Here is an 18,823-nt window from a genome sequence, read left to right as displayed (position 1 = left end):
CCCCCACAAAAATTCTCACATTCCTCATCGTGCCTTCCCCCTTCATCATACTTTCCTCGAAGTTCCCGGATGCCCGCTTACTTTATCTTTCTGTAAATCCAGTCGCCCAGGTATTGGATCAGGACCACCAGGGCGACCAGGATCAGGACGATCGAATACATGATCTTTTCGTTGAAGTTCTGATATCCGTAGGTCAAAGCGACCGCCCCGAGCCCTCCCGCCCCGACGGCGCCGGCCATGGCCGTAGCGCCCAAAAGGTTGATGATGGCCAGACACAGCCCCGACACGATGGAGGGGACGGACTCCTTCAGCATCACCTTCAGAACGATCTGGCTCCGGGACGCGCCAAAGGATCGGGCGGCCTCGATCAAGGCCGGATCGACCTCCTTCAGACTGTTCTGAAAGGTACGCGCTATAAAGGGAGTGCAGGCCACCGTCAAGGGAACGAGAGCGGCCGTATCCCCGATGGACGACCCCACGATCAATCGGGTGAGCGGTATGATGGAGATCATCAGGATGATGAAGGGAAAAGAGCGGATGACGTTCACGATGAAATCGAGAATACGATTGACGAAAATATTTTCGCAAAGCCCGTCCTTCTCCGTCACGACCAGGATAACCCCAATCACGAAGCCGAAAACGACCGACAAAAGCCCGGAGATGAGGAGCATCTTGAGGGTGTCGAAAATAGCGGGCAGTATCAGCATCTGAAAAATCTGCGCAAAACTGTATCGGGACAGGGCCATGGCTATTCATCCTCTTCCGGTTCGTCGTTCCGATCTTCCGCTTCCGGCAAAAGCTCCGCCCAACTGACGCCTTTTTCCGTCAGGTAGGCGGCGACCCTGCCCATCTGGCCGTCATCGACGTTGATGACAAAAATCCCCAGCCTGTCGTCCTCAAACGATTGGATTTTTCCGCTGACGATCGGGAACACGCATTGCAGATCCGCATACATCCGGCCGAACAATTTCCCCTCGTCCAGGTTGTTCAGCAGATGCGCCACCTGAATGTTGTGTCCCTGCTCCGGGAGCCTCGCTTTTTCCTCCCCCAAAAGCCTCATGAGCGACCTTGGCTGCTCGATGAAGATGTCCTTGACGGGTCCCTGCACGGTGACTTCGCCGTGCTCCATGATGCACGCCCTCCGGCAAATCTTGCGTACCACCTCCATCTGATGGGTCACCACGACGATGGTGATGCCGATCTTCCGGTTGATCTCCTTAAGCAGATCCAGGATGGACAAGGTCGTCTTGGGGTCCAGCGCGGAGGTGGCCTCGTCGCAGAGCAGGATATTCGGCTCCATGGTTAGAGCGCGCGCGATGGCGACCCGCTGCTTTTGGCCGCCGCTCAAGTTCCTGGGCCTCACGTGTGCTTTTTCGGAAAGCCCCACCAGGTCGAGCAGCTCCCGGACCTTCTTGTCGATGCCGGCCTTGGGATACTTCCAGCACTTCATCGGCAGCGCCACGTTGTTGTAGACGGTCTCGCGCTCCAGGAGGGAAAACTGCTGGAATATCATGCCGATACGCCGGCGCAGGTTCCGAATCTCCTTCTCCCTCAACCCTTTGATCTCGCGCCCGTCCACCCTCAGGCTCCCCGACTGGTAGTCCGTAAGGCCGTTGATACACCGGAGCAGCGTCGATTTTCCGGCCCCGCTCCGTCCAACCAGCGCATAGATCTCACCGTCCTGGATCGTGACGCTGATATCCTTCAAAACCACTGCCTTGTCACTGTCCCAAACCTTGTGCAGATGCTCTATCTCGATCAATGCAATTCCTCCGCCCCCGGCAAAATACGCTTTCTTTTTATGACGGACGTTTTTGACGACTGTCGTCCGGCAGCAGCGGACAAGCGCCATAAGGCCGCCACGCCAACGACACGGCTTCGTGAACGTCGGGAACCGCTGTCTCAGCTTCTCGCGCCCGCCTCAATGCAAATGGGATAGATGCCGCCGTCGAACCGGCAAAAAAGTGGGGACAGGAAAAGATGCGGCAAGAAAATTCTTTTCCGCGTCAAAAATACCGATGCTGACGCGGATTCCGTCAAAAAACTGATCAGGACAGAGCGGAATTTTCAAGAAAAGTCTGAATGAGCCGGATCCCTCCACGCGCAGCCCGCGCGGCGACACGATGCACTCCGTGCACCCTTATCGGCGCATCACGTCACGGCATAACGCATGGCGATCCTCCTTCCCGCAAGAGAACTTCCCAAAAGGGATGAGCTGAATTTTATCCGCGGCAACTCTAACAAAAGAGCTAAGGGCTGTCAAGGAAGACTTTTCCGCGTCCGTGACAGACGGACTTTGTCCTTTTCTATCCCGATGCCCGCGACCCGTTACAGCCCGTTCCCGGCATTCCCCCTACCCCGAGGAGATGGGGAGCGGGAGAAGACGGGTCCGCTGCTTCGGTCCATTCTAACCGTAAAGCCCACTCGGCAAGCGGACCGCGGCATGCCACAAACGTAAAATGTCTCCCCAAAAGGCTCATCTTTTCTATCTGGAAAAATATCGGTACAGCACGCGGGTAAACGCGGGGACGTTGATCCGGGGAGCCTGCGCGCCGTTTGCGACGGCATACTCGCGCTCCCGGTCGATGCAATCCGCGGCGTGGGCGATGAGGTCGGCGCCAGTGACACAGTGAAGCCCAGTTTTGCAGCGAAAGAGACGGGCCAACAGCTCCACCGCCTCCATGCTGTTGACCAGAGCGAACGCCGTGAACATGCAAAGGCCCAGGTTTTCAAGGACAAAGATCTGGCAGTACATCAACTCCGTGTCGTCGACGTCCGGAAGGTTTTTATACTCCAAGGCCATCTTCACCTTAAAATGGCTCTCGTCCGCGATCGCGGGACTGTCCGTCAGCGAGCGCAGCGCTTCGTTGCGGGGAAAGGCCGCGGCTATCCCCTCCGTACGGGAACCGACCAGCCGCCCCACGGCGCTGCCGCGCTCGATCTCATCGACGAGAGCAAGCAGCCCAGACCGGCTGGGCTCGAGCCCAGTCGCGGCAAAATAGCTCCTCGCTGCCGTGACGAACTCGGGCAGCACCAGGCACAGACTGCGGAGCCTCCGCTGGAGCTCCGATACGAACGGGCCGTCGTCTATCGCGAAGCAGCTCTTCAGGGCCGCCTCGAGCTCGCTCTGATCCGGCGCGTCGTAGCATTTCCCCCCATCCGCACCATGCCGGTTCAGGCAGCCCACCACGCACATGGGGGCACAGCAGTAGTTCTTCTTGCGACCTGTAGGGATCCCTCCGGAGGAGGATACATCAAGGGTTCGCCTCTTCCTCCTCCTCTCCAGGGTCCCCCCTTCCCCAAGAAGCGTCAAAAGAGCCTTCGACCCCTGGGAGGGCAGAGCCGAGCCACAGACCTCGTTTCGGACGATTATGGAGGCAAGTTCCTTGCCCGCCCTGGCGAACTCCCCGGGTGCGCCGCACTCCCTGGAGAAGTAGCCGCCACCGGTAACCACCACCGCGCGCAGCCCCTTGCTTCCCGGGATATCGCCGAATCCGCTTCGGGGACAGTTGTACTCCGGCTCCCCGTCGGGGTAAGTGCAAAAAAAGGTGGAGAGCGGCAGCCTCATGTCCCCCGCCATACCCGTGCCGACGATAGCCGCCTCCCGGCCGAACCGGCCCTTCAGTACGCTGATCACGCCGTCGGTATACAGGCCGCCGAGTTCGTGCATGTGGAGCAGCTCCGCCCCACCGCTGCCGATGTGCAGCACGGCATTGCCGTCGTCATCCCTCCCCTTGACGACCAGCGCGCACACGTTCAAAGAGCCGAGCTTCTGCGGCATGTTGCCCGTAACATTGCAGACCTGAACGAAGGATGAGCTGCCTTTGGTCAGGATCGTCATCCGCCCCGCACTGGGGGCGCGGCAGCCGGCAAAGAGGCCCGGCACGAACACCAGCGCGTTCTCCGGAGCATATCGATCCGTTCCCGGGGGCGTAGCGTCCGCAAGCAGCTTCAGAGCCAACCCACGGCCGTAGAGTCCTTCTCTGCGGATGTCGTATTCCCTCTGTTCGACGTGTCCCGTCGAGAGGTCCACGCTGTAGATCCTCTCCATGGCCTTCACCCTTTCCGCACGCGTTGAGTCCGGGGCTGCCCCATGAAAAAACCGCCCCCGCAGGCGTACAGCTCGATATCCCCGTATACTCGGGACAGCTTCCCCTTGATCGCGTCCTTCGAAGCACCCTTCATCCTGATCTCGCCGACCAGCCTCCCGGCCTCGAGCAACAGTAGCCGGTCACAGTAGCGCATAGCGAAGTTGGGGTCGTGCAGGCTGATGAGTCCCGCCTTACGCTCGACGTGGATGATCTCGCGGAGCTTCCCCAAAACCTTCTGGCGGTTCAGGAAATCCAAGGCACTGTCGGGCTCGTCCATGAGCATAACGGGAGTGTTCTGGACGAGGCACCGGGCCAGGATGACGATCTGCCTCTGCCCCTGGCTCAGCGCCCCGAAATCCTTCTGCGCCAGTGGAGCGCAGCCCAGCCGCTCCAGCGTGCCCAAGGCGGCCTTCCTGTGCGCTGCCGACGGAGACTCGAACAGGCCAAGCCAGGCGTTGAAGCCCATCAGCACCACTTCGAGCACGGTCTTGCCGCTCATCCGGCCGCAGACCTGCGGAATGAAGGCTATGAGCCGCGCGCGCTGCTTTTCGTTCATGCCAAAACAGTCCTGCCCGGCGACGACACAGCTCCCGGTCATCGGCAACAGGCCGCAGGCCGCCTGCAATATCGTCGTCTTGCCGCTCCCGTTGAGACCCAGGAGCGCGCAAAACTCCCCCTCCCGAATGCCGAGGCTTACCCCATGGACGATCTCCTCACGGTCGTAAGCGACGCGCATGTCGCGGAGCGAGAAGATATCCCTCACGGAAGCCTTCCCCTTCTGCCGCACATGAAGTAGAGCAGCAACGGCACGCCTGTCGCCGTGGTGAGGATCGATATGGGCAGTTCGGCGCTGTAGAGGACCCGTGCCAGAACGTCCGCAGCCAGAACCACGAAGCCTCCCGTCAATCCACTCAGACAGAGCGTTGCCGCATTGTTCCGCCTGAGCATAAGCCTTGCGGTATGAGGGGCGATCAGGCCGACGAAGGCAATCAGGCCCGTGACGCTGACGATCGACGCGACGAGCAGAGTCGAGAGGGCGAGCACGGCTGTCCTCACACACTTCAGCCGTACCCCCAGCGCGCGGCACTCGTCCTCGCCCAGGCCCATCAGATCGATCTGGCGTCTCAGCAGGAGCAGGCCGACAAGCCCCGTCAAGAACATCGGCAGTACGGACAGTAGTTTGGAGAGCGTGATATTGCCGAAGGTGCCCATTTCCCAGTATTCCATGGCCGCAAGTTCGTTTTCCGGGTCCGCAAAGTACTTGAGCGCCATGATCGTAGCCCTCGACAGAGCGTTAATCACGATGCCCGACAGGATGTAGGTGGAGGTGGAATGGGACTGCGTGGCCCTGACCAGCAGCATAACGCACCCCACTGCAGCCATCCCACCCCAGAAAGCGCCCACGGCAATGGCCGGAACGCTCGACGCGGATACCGCCACGATGGCGGTTGCGGCGCCGAGATTGGCGCCCCCCGCCACTCCGATGATGTCCGGCGAGGCCAGTGGATTCTTGAAGATCGTCTGATAGACGCTACCGGCAAAGCCAAGGCCGATCCCCGCCAGTAAGGCCATCAGGGCACGCGGCAGACGCAGCGTGAAGAACACCTTGCGCATCATCGGGTCCACGGCGTCGCCGCCCTGAAGGAGCGCAAGGATTTCCTCGGGGCGAATCCGGTACCTTCCCACGCAGATCGAGACCGCCAAGGCGGCCAGGATTGCCAGCACCACCAGGGCAAATACGGGAACGACCGGCCGTCCAGGGGTTCCGGAAACGTTCATGGCGTTTTGCGCCGCGTGCTCGGGGTTCCGCCGAGGCTCCCAGGGACGGTGCGGAACCGTCCTACCTTTTGGGCGAGAGGACGGAGGCGTCCATGTCGAAGCCGTAGAAGGTTTTGTAGAAATCCGCCGCATCCGCCGCAAACTCCTCCGGGGAATAGACCTCGGGGTGCAGCGTCGACAGCATCCAGAGCATCCCCAGGACGCCCGAGGGGACGGGGGAATCCCACGCCTCGAAGCCCGACGGCATGTTGTACACCCTGCCGTCCCTGACGGCCCCGACCTCCGCGAGGTTCCTGTCCGCGGCGACATCCCGGGCCGTGAAGCCCGGCTGTCCGTTCGCCATGTTGTTGGTGGGGATGACGATGACGTCGGGGTTCATGGAGAGAATCTGCTCGTAGGACACCTTGGCCCAGGAGTCCCCGTCCAGGACGCTGCCCGCGTTTTTGCCCCCTGCGGAGGCGATGAGCGAGGCCTGGTACATGTCACGCGGCGCGGTGGTCATGTAGGAGCCTGGGCCGCAGAGATAGACCACGGGCCTCTTCCCTTCCGGGATATCCGCCGTCAGCCTTCCGACCTTCGCGATGACCTCGTCGTATCGGGCAACGAGTTTCTTCGCCGACTCGCCGGCGCCGGTCAGGGCCCCGATGAGGGCGATCATCTCGACGAGGCGTTCGTGGTCCTCGGGGTTTACGACGATCACGGGGATATCCATCTCCGCGAGGGTGGCCGCGTAGTCCCTGGCCCTCTTGGGAAGGATGACCAGGTCGGGCTTCGCCGCGATGCAGGCCTCCAGGTCGAAGGCCTTGGCGGACCCCACGTTTCCGACGGTTCCGATCAGCTCGGGCGCCGCAAGTCTGTAGATGGGGCGCGCATCTATCTTTTCCTCGACGGCGACCAGCTTCCCCTTCAGGCCGAGGGCCAGGCAGGTGGAGGACGAGATATAGTAGCCGGAGACGATGCGCTCCGCGGGGGCCTTCAGGGTCACGGTCCTGCCGATCTGATCCTTTACCGTTATCGGGAATCCGGCGGGCGCCTGCTGCGCAAAACCCGCGCTCGCGCTCGAAAGCATCGACACCATCAAGAGCAGTACGGCAATTTTTTTCATGCTGATCTCTCCTTATCGTCCGGGGACGGTCCGGGCCTTCGTCTCGAGACGACCGCAGGACGCCGCCCGGCTTTCCCTCCCCGCTGTCCCGGTCCCCCGTCCACGGACTTGGGACCGGCCTCCGAATGAATCGGGCCCTACCCTTTCTTCGACATGCTCTCCAGAAAACGCCGCAGCCGGGGATTGGGGTCGGACCATATCTCCTCCGGGGCCCCGATCGCCGCGATACGCCCCTCGTTCATGAAGGCGATGCGCGTCGAGACCTTCCGCGCGAACTCCAGCTCGTGGGTGACGATGAGCATCGTGCGCCTCTTGTCGGCGAGCAGCCGGATAACGTCCAGGACCTCCCGAACGCGTTCCGGGTCCAGCGACGAGGTCGGCTCGTCGAAAAGCATGATGGGGGCATGGACCGCCAGAGCGCGTCCTATCCCGATCCTCTGGGCCTCCCCGCCGCTCAGCTGGATCGGATAGGCGTCGGCCTTGTCCTCCATCCCCACGAGCGCGAGGATCCGCATGGCCTCCTTCCCGGCATCCCCGCGGGGCATCCGCTGCACCGTGACCATCGGCTCCAGGATGTTCTCCAAGGCGGTCTTGTTGACGAAAAGGTTGTGGTTCTGAAAGACCATCGAGAAGGATCGCCTCAGGCGGTGCAGGGACGCCCTTCCCAGACGCCGGAGGTCGAAGGGGGGAGCCTCGTCGATGCGGAGCGTCCCCTCGTCGGCCCGCTCCAGCCCGATGAGGCAGCGCAGCAGGGTCGACTTCCCCGTCCCGCTCGGCCCCAGGAGGGAGAGCACCTCCCCGTCCCGGACCTCGAGGTCTATTCCATCCAGCACCCTTTGTTCTCCAAACGATTTCCTCAGCCGGGATATCCGAAGCATGCAGCCCCTCCTAACGCCGGTATGCGCGGCTCAGCCGAAGTTCCAGGCGGCGCTGCACGCGGGTCGCGAACGTGATGATGAGCCAGTACATCAGCATGGCGGCCGCATATCCCTCGAAATAGCGCAGGCCGACGGCGCTCTTCATCTTCGCGACGGCCATCAGGTCCACGACCCCGACGGTGAAGACGACCGACGATCCCTTGATCGTGTCGATCAGGTTGTTCGAGAGCGGGGGGATCGCGATCCGCAGCGCCTGCGGAAGGACGATGCGCCGCATCAGCTGTCCCTCCGTCATGCCGATGGTCAGGGCGGCCTCCCTCTGCCCCTCGGGGACGGCGTTCAGGGCCCCGCGCAGGGTCTCCGACATGTAGGCTCCCATGTTCATGGCAAGGCTGACGACCCCGGCCCAATACGAGCTCAGGCTCCGGAATGCCGGGAAGAGCACCGGCATCCCGAAGTACAGAAAGAACATCTGCGCGATCAGGGGCGTTCCCCGGAAGATCGACAGGTAGACGCGCGACAGGCCCTTCAGGAGCGGCATATCGTAGTAGTCGATCATGGCGACGGCAAAGGCCAGCGCCAGCGCCCCCAGAAACGACAGGAACGATATGCAGAGCGTCTGCCAGACCCCCCACGGCATGGCCCTGAGGATATCGAGAAAAACCTGGAGGTCGAATCTCATCGGCGGCCCCTCCCCTACGGCACGTCGAACGAAAGCGGAGGCTTCGGAGCCTCGGTTCGCGCCATCCCGTCAGTCCGCGGAGGGATCTCGCGCCTCGCGCCGGAACGCGAACCCCGTGGCGGCGTAGAGGATGGCGAAGAGCGGCGAGATCAGGCTCAGGAAGACGTAGGGGATGAAGGAGGCATCGACGGAGAGCGCCCCCATCAGGAACAGGGCCGGGATCCCCCACGGAACGAGCACGCTTCCCAGGGTGCCCGCGTCCTCCAGGGTCCTCGAGAGGACCTCGGGGGCGATGCCCATCCGGTCGAAAACGGGCTTGAAGGTCTTTCCCGGGAGGATGATCGCCAGCATCATGTTGCCCGTCACGCCCAGAGTCGCGTAGCAGGCGGCGATCGTCGAGAGGATCAGCCCCAGGGCTCCCCTCACGTGGCGCATCAGGGCTTCGATGATGACCGAGAGCACGCGGCTCTGTTCCAGGAGCCCTCCCATGGCCATGGCCCCGATGAGCATGATGAGCGTCCCCGACATCATGTCGATCCCGCCGCGGGAGAGGATCTTATCCACCATGGCGACCCCCGTGGCGCTGCTGTATCCGTGCATGGAGGCCGCCAGGAGGGCCTTGAACCCCAGCCCCTGAGAGAACGCGGCGCAGAGGCCGCTGCAGCAGATCCCGAGCGTCAGGGTCGCCAGAGCGGGGAGCCTGAACACCGACAGCAGGATCACGAGGACGGCGGGGATCAGCGTGACGGCGCCAAGCGAGAAGGTGCCCGCCAGGGTCGACCGGATCTCGTTCACCGTCTCCCAATTCACCTGGCCCGCCCCATAGTCCCTTCCGATGAACCAATAAAGCCCGAAGGAGATCACGGCCGCGGGGAGCGTCGTCCAGAGCATGGACCCGATGTGCTTGAAGAGGTCGGTTCCGGCTATGGCCGGAGCGACGTTCGTCGTGTCCGACAGGGGGGACATCTTGTCGCCGAAGAAGGCGCCCGAGGCGATGGCCCCCGCCGTCATGGCCGATGGGACGCCGAGGCCGAGCCCGATGCTCATCAGGGCCAGGCCGACCGTGCCGATCGTCCCGAAGGAGGTCCCCGTGGCGAGGGACGTGATGCAGCAGATCACGAAGGTCACGGGGAGGAACATCTCGGGATAGATCAGGTGCAGCCCGTAATAGATGATCGTCGGCACGGTCCCGCCCACGATCCACAGGCCGATCAGCATTCCGACCAGGATGATGATGCAGACAGCCGCCAGACTCTGCGATATCCCCTGGACGATCCCCTGCTGGACGCTCCTCCACGAGCTGCCGAGCAGCAGCGAGACGCAGGCCGCCGCCATGGCCCCCATGGCCAGCGGGGCCGTCATGCCCACCTTCTGCCGGATACCGACCACGATCACCGCAATCACGAAGGCGAGGGCCCAGACCGCCTGGGACAGGGAGGGCCTCCGCTGATGCTGCCGTTCCGATTCCACCATTTTCTGCATTCGTCCTTTCCAGACAAGGCTTCAAGACAAAATCCGATATCGAAAGACGCTTCCCGCTCCCGGCAGGCTCTTCTTTTATTCGATCCGCCTCACGGTTACCAGGGTCTGAGAGCTGTTGGCCGTCACCGCCGGGTCCCGCGCGTGCTCCCCCAGGGGATAGAGGTTGTTGGGGTTGGCCCCGCCGTCGAACAGGCTGTAGCCCGGAAGCCCAAGCTCCTCGCACCCCTGCCAGAAACCGTGCAGGATCATGACCGTATCCCTGCGAATGTCCTCGGTGACCCTGGCCCGGACCACCATCGTCCCATGAGGGGAACGCACCTCCACCCTGTCGCCGTCGGCAACGCCGCAGCTCCGCGCCGCCTCGGGGTGAATCTCGAGCTCCGGCTCCGGCGCCATCCTCCGCAGGGAGGGGACGTTCCGCAGCCAGCTCGAGTTGTACATCACGGACCCGTGATGATCGGACAGGATCAAGGGGAACCGCTCCGCCAGGGAGGGCGTCGCCGTAACCCCCTCGGGAACCTCCCGCCACTCCGGGAGGGGCGAGAGCCCCGCGGCCTCGAACGCCTCGTTGTAAAGCGCGACCTTCCCCCTGGGGAGATAGGGCGATCGGTCCAGCCTGGGGCCGATCGCGCCGAAAAATTCCCCATACCTCTCGTAGGTCCGGGGCAGAACGGCCCCCGAGACCCCAAAGGGATGTTTTCTCAGCTCGGCCATGGACAGTCCCGTAGGCTCCAGCTGCTCGTCGAAGCTCCGCTCGGCGTCCCCGTCCCAGAAGAGGTCGGGGTATCCCAGCCGGCACCCCAGCTGGACCCAGAAGTCGGTGTCGGACCCATAGTCCCCCAAGGGCTCCACCGCCCGGGCGGGAGCCATCAGCCAGGGGCCCCACGACACCAGGGAATGCTCGCACTCCAGGAAGGTGGCCACGGGAACGACCAGGTCGGCGTACTCCATCTCCGCCGTCTCCATCACGTCCACCACGACGAAGAACCCCACCTTCTCCAGGGCGGCCCGGGTTGTCTTGGCCCCCCTGCCGCTCGCCAGAGGCTGAGTCCCCGCGGCGATCAGGGTTCGGATCGGATAGGGCTTCTCCGTGAGGATGCTGTCGAGGATCCCCTTGTAGGAGGAGGCCAGCCCCAGCTCCCACGGCTGGAGGCCGAGGGGCATCTCCGGCGCCACCAGACGGGAGGCCAGCTCCTCCGTGATCCGCTCCTTCAGCTCGATGTTCTTCAGTGCGGGCATCGAGAACCGAGGCGGCCACAAGTTGCCCCCCGGCCTCTCCAGGTGCCCCGTCAGGGCGATCAGCATGGCGATGGCCCGGGCGGCGTCGCTGCAGCCGGGCGCGTGCTCGATGCCGTTGCCCAGGTCGATGGCCGCCCGGGGCGTCGACGCGTAACGCCGCGCCACCTCGCGGATCCGCCCGGCCGGGACCCCCGTTATGCCCTCCGCCCATTGGGGCGTGTACTGCCGCACATGCTCCGCGAGCTCCTCGAACCCGAAGCACCAATCCCTCACGAAGTCACGGTCGTAAAGCTCCTCGCCGATCACCACGTGCAGCATGGACAGGGCCAGGGCCGCGTCCGTCCCGGGGCGCAGCGCCAGCCACTCGTCGGAAAAACGGCCCTCCCCGCCCTGGGTGGGTTTGATCACCACCACGCGCATGCCCCGCCGCCTGGCCTCCGTCAGGGCACGCAGCCCCCCCATCGGAGCACTGGCGCAGGTGGGGCTCCGGCCCCAGAGCAGCATCAGGTCGGCCTGGGCGTAGTCCGCGGCCGGAGGGCGATGGCCGCCCAGGGTGTAGGTGAAGGGCATGCTCCGCTGAACGTAGCAGATGCCGCTGTGGCCGTAATTCGGGCTTCCATGGGCCATCAGGAGGCGCATCATGTATCCGCAGTAGCTGCGCCTGGCCGGCGATAGCACGGCCAGAGATTCCGCCCCGTAGCGTTTCTTCTCGTCCAGCAGACGCTCCGCCAGAAGGTCGAGCGCCTCCCCCCAGGAAATGGGGACCCACGGCGCCCCACGGCGCCCTCCCTGCCGCACCAGGGGGGACTTCAGCCGCTGCGGGGAATAAAGCCATTCGGGGGCCGCATGGGCTCGGGCGCAGAGGCTGCCCCTGTTGTGGGGGGCCTCCTTCATCCCCTCCAGGCCGAGCAGACGACCGTCCCGCACCAGGGCTATCGCCCCGCAGCCGGTATCCTGACCGCACATGCGGCATACGGTGGGGACCCTCACGATCTCCCCCGGGGCTCGGGTCGGCAGGCGCTCGGGCCTCCTCGACGTCTCCCCGGCGCTTCCGGCCCCGAGGCGGAGCGTGCGGGATTCCATCTTCGCTTCGTTCATGCCGCGCGAAGGGGCCTATTGCCCCTTCTTGATGGAAAGGTCGACGCCGAGCCACCTCTCGGTCAGGCGTCCGATCGTCCCATCCGCGAGCATCGCCCCGATGGCCTCGTTGATCCTCTCGATCCTGGAGGCCATGGACGCATCCTCCTTGCGAAAAACAACCCCGACCTCCCTTTCCGAGAGATTCCCGGGAAGCTGGCGCAGAGAGAGCTTCATGAGCCTCATATCGAAGTGCTCCTGAGCCACCGAGGTCAGGTGCGAGTCGACTCGCCCCATGGCGACGTCCATGATCCCCGAGGTCCCGTCCCCATAAACCTTGGGAGTATACTTCTTCCCCTGCGCAATCAGGGCGTTCAGCTCCAGCTGCCCCTGCGCGCCGTCCTCGACCGCGACGACCTTCCCCTCGAGCTCCTCCACGGACTGGATGGGACTGTCCACCGCGACGAAGAACCCCAGCGGGTCCACGGCATAGGGCACGGAAAAGGCGAATTTTTCCTGCCTCTGCGGCGTAATCCCCATGAAGCAGGAGACGGCGTCCACACGGCCGGAATCAAGGGAACCGAACAGCCCGCTGAACCCCGAGGTCTCGAACTGAACCGTCAGGCCGGTACGGCGGGCAATCTCGTCCCAAAAATCCACCTCGAACCCGACATGAACTTTGCCCTCGAAATAACTGTATGGAGGAGCCGAGTTCGACGAGATCACGACGATCTTGTTCTCTCCCGGCTGATCGGCCGCGTCGGCCCTGCGGAGGTCCGTCCCGCGGAGGACGAACCCCGACATGACCGCAACGGCAAGGAGCCCAACCCAACCAAGTTTTCTGACGTTCATGATTTCCTCCCATGATCGTTTTCGATCTCATTGTATTTTTTGAAAAAAGCCAGGGTTATGCGGCACGCGGCAAAAGCGCCCGAGTCCCCGGCGGCCGGGGGCTCTCGGACAAAAAACGGGCCTGCATCGTGACGTGGCGATCCAAAGGGGGACAAGCCTTCCACTCCTGCGGGAAGAAGGGCATGAATCCACGGAAAAAATTATCGGGAGGAAGGATCAGACGGAGGCGGGAAAGAATCCGGACTCCCTCATGCGTCCCGACCCGGACCGCGGCAAAAATGCATCACGTGCATCGCCGGGGGCGCATCACGTCTCGGGACGGCGCATGGGGAATCCTCCTTTCTCCTGAGGTTGTCCGGCGGGGCTCTCCGCCGGAGGGAAGCATCGGGGAAACTCTAGCAGAAGCCGGGCCGGTCTGTCAATTCACCGGGCGCGGCGCCGGCGGAAAACGCGGGCCCCGCGCCATGCGCTCCCCCGCCCCCTCCGTCGGGCCCGGACGTCCACCGTCCTCTCCGGCCCCGGTGTACAATAGCCGTAAGCTCCGGACGGAAGGAGGGGCCCTTGTGCGGCTCCGATGATGGTTACGCCGCCTTGTCGCCCTCAAGATCGACGAGGAACCCCGCGAGGAGCACCGGAGAAGCATTCAATCTCCCGGCCTGAAATAACGCCGGGCCGGACTTTTGTCGAAGGCGAGGGAGCGGCGGATGCGGGAGATGCGCGGGAGGATAGGCGTTCTGTTCCGCGGCGGGACCGACGGAGCACGGGTGGCGGCCTATGTCCGAGGGGCCGCGGAGGCCGGGTTCGAGCTCAAGGCCATCCTGCCGGAGCGGGACGGCGATCCGCTGCTCCAGGCGGCGCTGTGCTACCGATTGCTCCAGCTCGACTACGACGCGGCGGTCGTCCACCCGGAGGACGCGACCAACCTGGCGGGACGAATTCGGGGCGCCCTGAGCCATCGTCCGGTCTTCGACGTGGGGCCGGGGACGCAGCCCGGCCTGCTCTCGGATGTCCCCGGCTACCATCCGGTTCCCGTCACGCCGGGGACGGACCTCGAGGAGGAGGTTCGGACGGTCGTGAACGCCCTGAGCGCCGCCGGGCTGTAGCTTCGGTTGTAGCTTCTCTTCCCCGGAGGCTCAGGGGCGGATATCGAACCGCACGGTCCCTCCGACGAGCGGCGGGGTCCTTTCGTCGCGGCTCGGGAGGACCGCCCTCAGGCTCTGTCCCTTCCACTCGATGCGCCACTCCACCGTGGCCCCCAGAAACTCCCGGCCCGTGAGGCGCCCCTCGAAGGTCCCATCGGGGGCGGGGACCACCTGGTCGGGCCGGATAAGGCGCCGCCGCCCCTTGAGCGTTACGGGAAACGCGTCGCCGATGAAATCTCCGATAAAATCGTCCGCGGGGGAAAAGTAGATTTCCTCCGGTGCGCCCGTCTGGCTCAGGTGTCCCCCATTCAGGACGGAGACACGGTCGGAGATCGAGAGCGCCTCCTCCTGGTCGTGGGTCACGTAGAGCATCGTGATGTCCACCGCGCGCTGGAGTTCCCGTATCTCCCGGCGCATCCGCACGCGGAGCCGGGCGTCCAGGCTCGACAGCGGCTCGTCCAGGAGCAGCACCGCAGGGTTCAGGACCAGGGCCCGGGCCAGGGCCACGCGCTGCTGCTGGCCGCCCGAGAGGTCCTGGACCCGCGCGTCGAAGCAGCCGGAAAGCCCCACCCGCTCGAGGACCTTCTCCGCCTCGTGCCGCCGTTCCTCCCGACCGACTCCCCGTACCCTGAGGCCGTAACCCACGTTATCCCCCGCCAACATGTGGGGAAACAGCGCGTGGTTCTGAAAGACGGTCGCGGTCGGCCTCAGCTCCGGGGCAAGGTACGTGATGTCCTTCCCGTCCAGAAGGACTCGGCCCTCGTCCGGGGCGATGAAGCCTCCGGCCACCTTGAGCGTCGTGCTCTTCCCGCACCCGGAAGGACCCAGCAGGGTCATCAGCTCGCCGCGCCGCAGGTCGAGGTTCAGACTCTCCAGGGCCGTGAAGGCCCCGTAGCGCACGGTAACGTTCCGAAAAGAAAGCATGTAAGCGTAAACCTCCTTGCGGCGGTTCAACCCTCGGCTAAAGGGCATCCCTCCGGGCGCTCAGCCGCCAGGCGAGTGCATTGACGCCTGCGACCACGGCGATCAGGAGGGTTCCCATCGCGGAGGCCGCACCGAAGTCTCCCTCGTTGATGGCCTCGAAGAGCTCGATCGACGCCACGCGCGCGTAGGGGCTGACCAGAAAGATGATGGGGCCGGTCGTCGTCATGGCCGCGCTGAAGGCGTTGAGGAAGCCCAGGCGCAGGAAGGGGCGGAGCCGTGGGATCAGCAGGTCCGTCAGCACCTGCCGGGGGCCTCCCCCCAGGTCCCGGACTGCCTGGACGAGCGCCGGGTCGATCTGGGCCAGTCCGGCCCTGGCCGCGCGGAGCGAGGGCGAGAGCTGGCGGAACAGGCAGTTCATGGCGATCAGGAAGGTGGGCCCCAGCTCGAAGGGCAGGCTGACGGAGACCAGGAGGTAACCGACGCCGAAAAACGTGCCCGGCATGAGGTAGGGCAGATCCGCGACGGTCTGGACCGTGCGGCGCAGGCCCGGACCCGTTCCCTCGAGCAGGGAGGCGATGACGGCGGCGAGGAGGCATCCCCCGAGCGCCGCGGCGAAGGAGCAGACGAGGCTGCGCAGGACGCTCCCCATCCGGAACCCGAGGATGGCGGAGAGGTGGCGCGTCGTGGGGGAGAAGTCCGTACCCCAGGTCTGGGTCACGCTCCCCAGAAGGATGAGCCCGTAGACCATGACCTGCAGGAGGACGAACGCCCGGGCCACGCCGTCCAGGACCGCCAGCAGACCGGCCGGCAGGCGGAGCGAGCGATCCTGCGTCAGGCCGAGAGATGGAGAAAACCCCTCGCCCGCCTCGGCACTCCTCAGACAGAGAATGCCCAGGGCCGGGAGGAGCAGCAGGATGTTCATGGCGCAGGCCAGGGGAAAGTCCCCCACGCCGACAAGGGTGGTGTAGGCCCGGGAGGCCAGGACCTGGAACCGGCCGCCAAGGAAGAGGGGCGTCCCGAAGTCCGACAGGGAGCGGACAAAGATCGTCAGGGCCGCCGCGGCAAGTCCCGGAAGGGCCAGCGGCAGGCTGACGCTCCGCAGAGTCCGCTCCGGGGAAGCGCCGAGGTCCAGCGAGGCCCGTTCGAGGGCCCCGTCCACCCGCCGCAGCGAGGCCGCGATCAAAAGGGCCGCAAGCCCGATCAGCGAGACCGTCTCCATGATCAGCACCCCATGAAAGCCGTAGGGGTTCCATTCGAAGCCCAGCAGCCTCCAGGTGACGAGCCCGCGCCGTCCGAAGAGCATCAGATAGGCCATCGAGCAGAGGAAGGGCGGGGAGATCGTGGAGAGCGCCAGGGCCGCCGTCACCGCACCGCGCCCGCGGCGTGGGCCGTAGACCAGCCTCAGGGCTATGGCGGTGCTGAGGGGCAGGGTGCACAGCGTCACCGTCCCGGAGAGGAGAAAGCTGTCGCGCACCAGCCCCGCGTTTCGGGAGAGAAGGCCCGAGTAGGCGCGCAGGGAGAGGCTGCCGTCCCGCACAAAGCTCTCGAACAGCACGGCCCCGACGGGCCAGAGCACAAAAAGCGGCAGGGCGCAGGCCGTGAGGGCCCAGAGCAGACGCTCGAGCCCCGAGAGCGCGCCGTCGCCGCCGCGGACAAGGAAGCCGGAGCTTCCATGACGAAGGCGAAAACTCCGGCCGGATCGTAAGGTCATGGCAAACAGGCTACGCGGGCGCTATTTGCTGCCGAACCTCTCCTGCCAGAGCTCCAGGATGCGCTTGCGGTCCTTACCCGCCTGGACGAAGTCGATCTTCATCAGGTTGGAGTCCCGCATGGCCTGCACCGCGGGCGCCAGCTTGACGCCGGGACGGATGGGGGCCTGCGTGGTGTGGAGGGCCAGCGCCGCCTGCCCCTTCTCGGAGAGCACCCAATCCACCAGGGCCCTGGCCCCCTCGGAGTTCCGGGCTCCCTTGAAGATGGCCACGGGGGCGATGTACCACGGAACTCCGTCCTTGGGGAACGCCATCTCGACCTTGTAGCCCTCCTGCTTCAGACGCTCGACCGTGTCGAACGGAGCCACGGCGATGCCGGCCTCGCCCAGACTCACCTTGTTGGCGGGCTCGGCGCCCCGCTTCGAGTAGTAGGGGACGTTCGCGTCGATGGCCTCGAGCAGCTTCCAGCCCTTTTCCTCCCCCATCGTTTGAAGGAGGCTCGACACCATCGAGTAGAAGGTGCCGCTCACCGCGGGGGTCGCCATGAGGAGCTCCTTCTGCAGAAGGGGGTTGGCCAGATCCTCCCAGCTCTCCGGCATCGGCAGCTTGTTCCGGGCTATGACCTCCGTGTTGCCCATGATGACGACGGCGCCCAGGGAGATGCCGCTCCAGAGGCCCTCCGCGTTATAGAACATGGGGTCGTAGGCTGCGCGCTCCGGGGAGACGTAGGGCTCCAGAAAGCCCTCCTCGGCCGCGGCGATGTAGCTGTCCAGCCCGCCGCCGAACCAGGCGTCGGCCTGAGCCTTGCCCTTGGCCGCGCGGATTCGGGTCAGCACCTCGCCCGAGGACATCTCCAGGTAGTCGACCTCTATGCCCGTGTCCCGCGTGAACGCCTCCAGGATAGGCTTGATCCCCGTGTAGGCGATGAAGATGCTGATCCCCTTCCCGGCCTCGGCGGCCCAGGAGGAGAACGCGAAACAGAAGGACAGCAGAACTCCGGCGAAAACTCTCATAAACATGAAAAGACCTCCTAGAAATAATGATGAAAACGAGCTTGCTTGAAAGAGAGCCTTTATTCTTCACCCTGCGACCGCACCCACGCCTCTGCGGGGACGAACGAGCTTCCGTCCCAGGCCACGGGCTCGCAGGCCCGAGCCCGGATCAGACGGATCAGATCGCTCTCGTCCCGAACAGGCCCGTCGAAGCGGGTAGCGAAGCGCCCCAGCCGTTCGGCCTTATGGGCGTCGCTCCCCCCAAGCCGGGCCAGCCCCAGCTCCCTTGCGGTCCTCAGAGCCTCGAGGTTGGCCTCCGGCGAAGTGCTGCCGTTGAAGCACTCGATGCCCGAGAGCGACGTGAGGCTGCGGACGAGTTCGCCCGCCCCACGCCCGTTGTTCCGGAAAGGATGGGCTGCCACTGCAGCGCCGCCGCATCGGGACACCCAGTCCATCAGCTCCGCGGAGGTGGGGATGTCGGACGGGGCGCGATCGAGGCCGAACACGACGAAATCCCCTCCCGTGGTCAGGACCTCGATGCCCACGAACAACGGGAAACCGCACTCCCGCCGCAGCGCGTCGACCTCCGCGGCGATCCCCATGGAATCGTGATCGGTGACGCACAGGCCGTCCAGCCCCATGGCCCTGGCCCTCAGCACGGCATCCCGGATCGGCATGGAGCTGTCCGGGGAGTATTCGCTCGTGTGCAGGTGCGTGTCCAGGATCATCGGCGGGCCGCCGCAGAGAACCTTGCCCGTTTCGTTTTTTCGATATTCACGATGGCTTCCTCCGTAAAGTCGTAAAATGGCGATCCAAAAGGGGGACAGGCCTTCCACTCCTGCGGGAGGAAGGGCAGGAATCCACGGCGAAA

At 64.6% G+C, this 18,823-nt stretch carries 16 protein-coding genes; 1 reads left to right on the top strand and 15 read right to left on the bottom strand.

Annotation, left to right across the window (positions count from 1 at the left end):
• Positions 1 to 77: 77 nt before the first annotated feature.
• The 11 genes from Q0176_RS06395 to Q0176_RS06345 all read right to left on the bottom strand — a co-directional run bounded on the left by Q0176_RS06395 (position 78) and on the right by Q0176_RS06345 (position 13,185).
• Complete coding sequence (locus Q0176_RS06395; protein ID WP_299300390.1) at positions 78 to 746, bottom strand: methionine ABC transporter permease; 669 nt, start codon at positions 744 to 746, stop codon at positions 78 to 80.
• Positions 747 to 748: 2 nt separating this feature from the next.
• A complete protein-coding gene (locus Q0176_RS06390; RefSeq protein ID WP_299300388.1) occupies positions 749 to 1,762 on the bottom strand; it encodes a methionine ABC transporter ATP-binding protein in 1,014 nt (337 codons plus the stop codon).
• Between the two features lie 723 nt (positions 1,763 to 2,485).
• On the bottom strand, positions 2,486 to 4,051 hold the full coding sequence (locus tag Q0176_RS06385) for an aldehyde ferredoxin oxidoreductase N-terminal domain-containing protein (protein ID WP_299300386.1): 1,566 nt from the start codon (positions 4,049 to 4,051) through the stop codon (positions 2,486 to 2,488).
• 5 nt (positions 4,052 to 4,056) lie between these two features.
• Positions 4,057 to 4,854 carry an ABC transporter ATP-binding protein gene (locus Q0176_RS06380; RefSeq protein WP_299300384.1) on the bottom strand — a complete coding sequence of 266 codons (798 nt, stop codon included), beginning with the start codon at positions 4,852 to 4,854 and terminating at the stop codon, positions 4,057 to 4,059.
• Positions 4,851 to 5,870 carry an iron ABC transporter permease gene (locus tag Q0176_RS06375; RefSeq protein ID WP_299300382.1) on the bottom strand — a complete coding sequence of 340 codons (1,020 nt, stop codon included), beginning with the start codon at positions 5,868 to 5,870 and terminating at the stop codon, positions 4,851 to 4,853. Before Q0176_RS06375 ends, Q0176_RS06380 begins: the two co-directional genes overlap by 4 nt.
• A 61-nt stretch (positions 5,871 to 5,931) precedes the next feature.
• Positions 5,932 to 6,975: an ABC transporter substrate-binding protein gene (locus tag Q0176_RS06370; protein ID WP_299300380.1), complete on the bottom strand. Its 1,044-nt coding sequence runs from the start codon at positions 6,973 to 6,975 to the stop codon at positions 5,932 to 5,934.
• A 137-nt stretch (positions 6,976 to 7,112) separates the two neighbouring features.
• The gene (locus tag Q0176_RS06365) at positions 7,113 to 7,853 is read right to left on the bottom strand and encodes an amino acid ABC transporter ATP-binding protein (protein ID WP_299300378.1); all 741 of its coding nucleotides are present in this window, start codon (positions 7,851 to 7,853) and stop codon (positions 7,113 to 7,115) included.
• A 10-nt stretch (positions 7,854 to 7,863) separates the two neighbouring features.
• On the bottom strand, positions 7,864 to 8,535 hold the full coding sequence (locus Q0176_RS06360) for an amino acid ABC transporter permease (RefSeq protein ID WP_299300376.1): 672 nt from the start codon (positions 8,533 to 8,535) through the stop codon (positions 7,864 to 7,866).
• A 69-nt stretch (positions 8,536 to 8,604) separates the two neighbouring features.
• Complete coding sequence (gene nhaC / locus Q0176_RS06355) at positions 8,605 to 10,008, bottom strand: Na+/H+ antiporter NhaC (protein ID WP_299300374.1); 1,404 nt, start codon at positions 10,006 to 10,008, stop codon at positions 8,605 to 8,607.
• Between the two features lie 84 nt (positions 10,009 to 10,092).
• Positions 10,093 to 12,354 (bottom strand): molybdopterin-dependent oxidoreductase, encoded by a 2,262-nt coding sequence (locus Q0176_RS06350; protein ID WP_299300372.1) that lies wholly within the window; start codon positions 12,352 to 12,354, stop codon positions 10,093 to 10,095.
• A gap of 15 nt (positions 12,355 to 12,369) precedes the next feature.
• Positions 12,370 to 13,185: a transporter substrate-binding domain-containing protein gene (locus Q0176_RS06345; protein WP_299300370.1), complete on the bottom strand. Its 816-nt coding sequence runs from the start codon at positions 13,183 to 13,185 to the stop codon at positions 12,370 to 12,372.
• A 704-nt stretch (positions 13,186 to 13,889) separates the two neighbouring features.
• Here Q0176_RS06345 and Q0176_RS06340 point away from each other — a divergent pair.
• Positions 13,890 to 14,288 (top strand): hypothetical protein, encoded by a 399-nt coding sequence (locus Q0176_RS06340; RefSeq protein WP_299300368.1) that lies wholly within the window; start codon positions 13,890 to 13,892, stop codon positions 14,286 to 14,288.
• Positions 14,289 to 14,318: 30 nt separating this feature from the next.
• Here Q0176_RS06340 and Q0176_RS06335 read toward each other — a convergent pair whose 3' ends face one another.
• From Q0176_RS06335 to Q0176_RS06320, 4 genes are read right to left on the bottom strand one after another with little or no spacing between them, the layout of a single operon-like run.
• Positions 14,319 to 15,251, bottom strand: a complete 933-nt coding sequence (locus Q0176_RS06335; RefSeq protein WP_299300366.1) for an ABC transporter ATP-binding protein — start codon at positions 15,249 to 15,251, stop codon at positions 14,319 to 14,321.
• A 37-nt stretch (positions 15,252 to 15,288) separates the two neighbouring features.
• Positions 15,289 to 16,962, bottom strand: a complete 1,674-nt coding sequence (locus tag Q0176_RS06330; RefSeq protein ID WP_299300364.1) for an ABC transporter permease subunit — start codon at positions 16,960 to 16,962, stop codon at positions 15,289 to 15,291.
• 21 nt (positions 16,963 to 16,983) lie between these two features.
• On the bottom strand, positions 16,984 to 17,979 hold the full coding sequence (locus tag Q0176_RS06325; protein WP_299300362.1) for an ABC transporter substrate-binding protein: 996 nt from the start codon (positions 17,977 to 17,979) through the stop codon (positions 16,984 to 16,986).
• A gap of 53 nt (positions 17,980 to 18,032) precedes the next feature.
• On the bottom strand, positions 18,033 to 18,680 hold the full coding sequence (locus tag Q0176_RS06320) for a PHP domain-containing protein (protein ID WP_299300360.1): 648 nt from the start codon (positions 18,678 to 18,680) through the stop codon (positions 18,033 to 18,035).
• Positions 18,681 to 18,823: the final 143 nt, after the last annotated feature.

The sequence above is a fragment of the uncultured Fretibacterium sp. genome (assembly GCF_938040765.1).
GTDB lineage: Bacteria > Synergistota > Synergistia > Synergistales > Aminobacteriaceae > CAJPSE01.
This window is presented reverse-complemented; position numbering and strand designations above follow the sequence as displayed.

Coding starts and splice junctions, on each gene's coding strand:
- Q0176_RS06340 (WP_299300368.1), top strand. CDS start 13,890: ATGCGGGAGATGCGCGGGAGGATAGGCGTTCTGTTCCGCGGCGGGACC.
- Q0176_RS06325 (WP_299300362.1), bottom strand. CDS start 17,979: ATGTTTATGAGAGTTTTCGCCGGAGTTCTGCTGTCCTTCTGTTTCGCG.
- Q0176_RS06320 (WP_299300360.1), bottom strand. CDS start 18,680: ATGATCCTGGACACGCACCTGCACACGAGCGAATACTCCCCGGACAGC.
- Q0176_RS06370 (WP_299300380.1), bottom strand. CDS start 6,975: ATGAAAAAAATTGCCGTACTGCTCTTGATGGTGTCGATGCTTTCGAGC.
- Q0176_RS06330 (WP_299300364.1), bottom strand. CDS start 16,962: ATGACCTTACGATCCGGCCGGAGTTTTCGCCTTCGTCATGGAAGCTCC.
- Q0176_RS06345 (WP_299300370.1), bottom strand. CDS start 13,185: ATGAACGTCAGAAAACTTGGTTGGGTTGGGCTCCTTGCCGTTGCGGTC.
- Q0176_RS06385 (WP_299300386.1), bottom strand. CDS start 4,051: ATGGAGAGGATCTACAGCGTGGACCTCTCGACGGGACACGTCGAACAG.
- Q0176_RS06375 (WP_299300382.1), bottom strand. CDS start 5,870: ATGAACGTTTCCGGAACCCCTGGACGGCCGGTCGTTCCCGTATTTGCC.
- Q0176_RS06335 (WP_299300366.1), bottom strand. CDS start 15,251: ATGCTTTCTTTTCGGAACGTTACCGTGCGCTACGGGGCCTTCACGGCC.
- nhaC (WP_299300374.1), bottom strand. CDS start 10,008: ATGGTGGAATCGGAACGGCAGCATCAGCGGAGGCCCTCCCTGTCCCAG.
- Q0176_RS06360 (WP_299300376.1), bottom strand. CDS start 8,535: ATGAGATTCGACCTCCAGGTTTTTCTCGATATCCTCAGGGCCATGCCG.
- Q0176_RS06365 (WP_299300378.1), bottom strand. CDS start 7,853: ATGCTTCGGATATCCCGGCTGAGGAAATCGTTTGGAGAACAAAGGGTG.
- Q0176_RS06395 (WP_299300390.1), bottom strand. CDS start 746: ATGGCCCTGTCCCGATACAGTTTTGCGCAGATTTTTCAGATGCTGATA.
- Q0176_RS06350 (WP_299300372.1), bottom strand. CDS start 12,354: ATGAACGAAGCGAAGATGGAATCCCGCACGCTCCGCCTCGGGGCCGGA.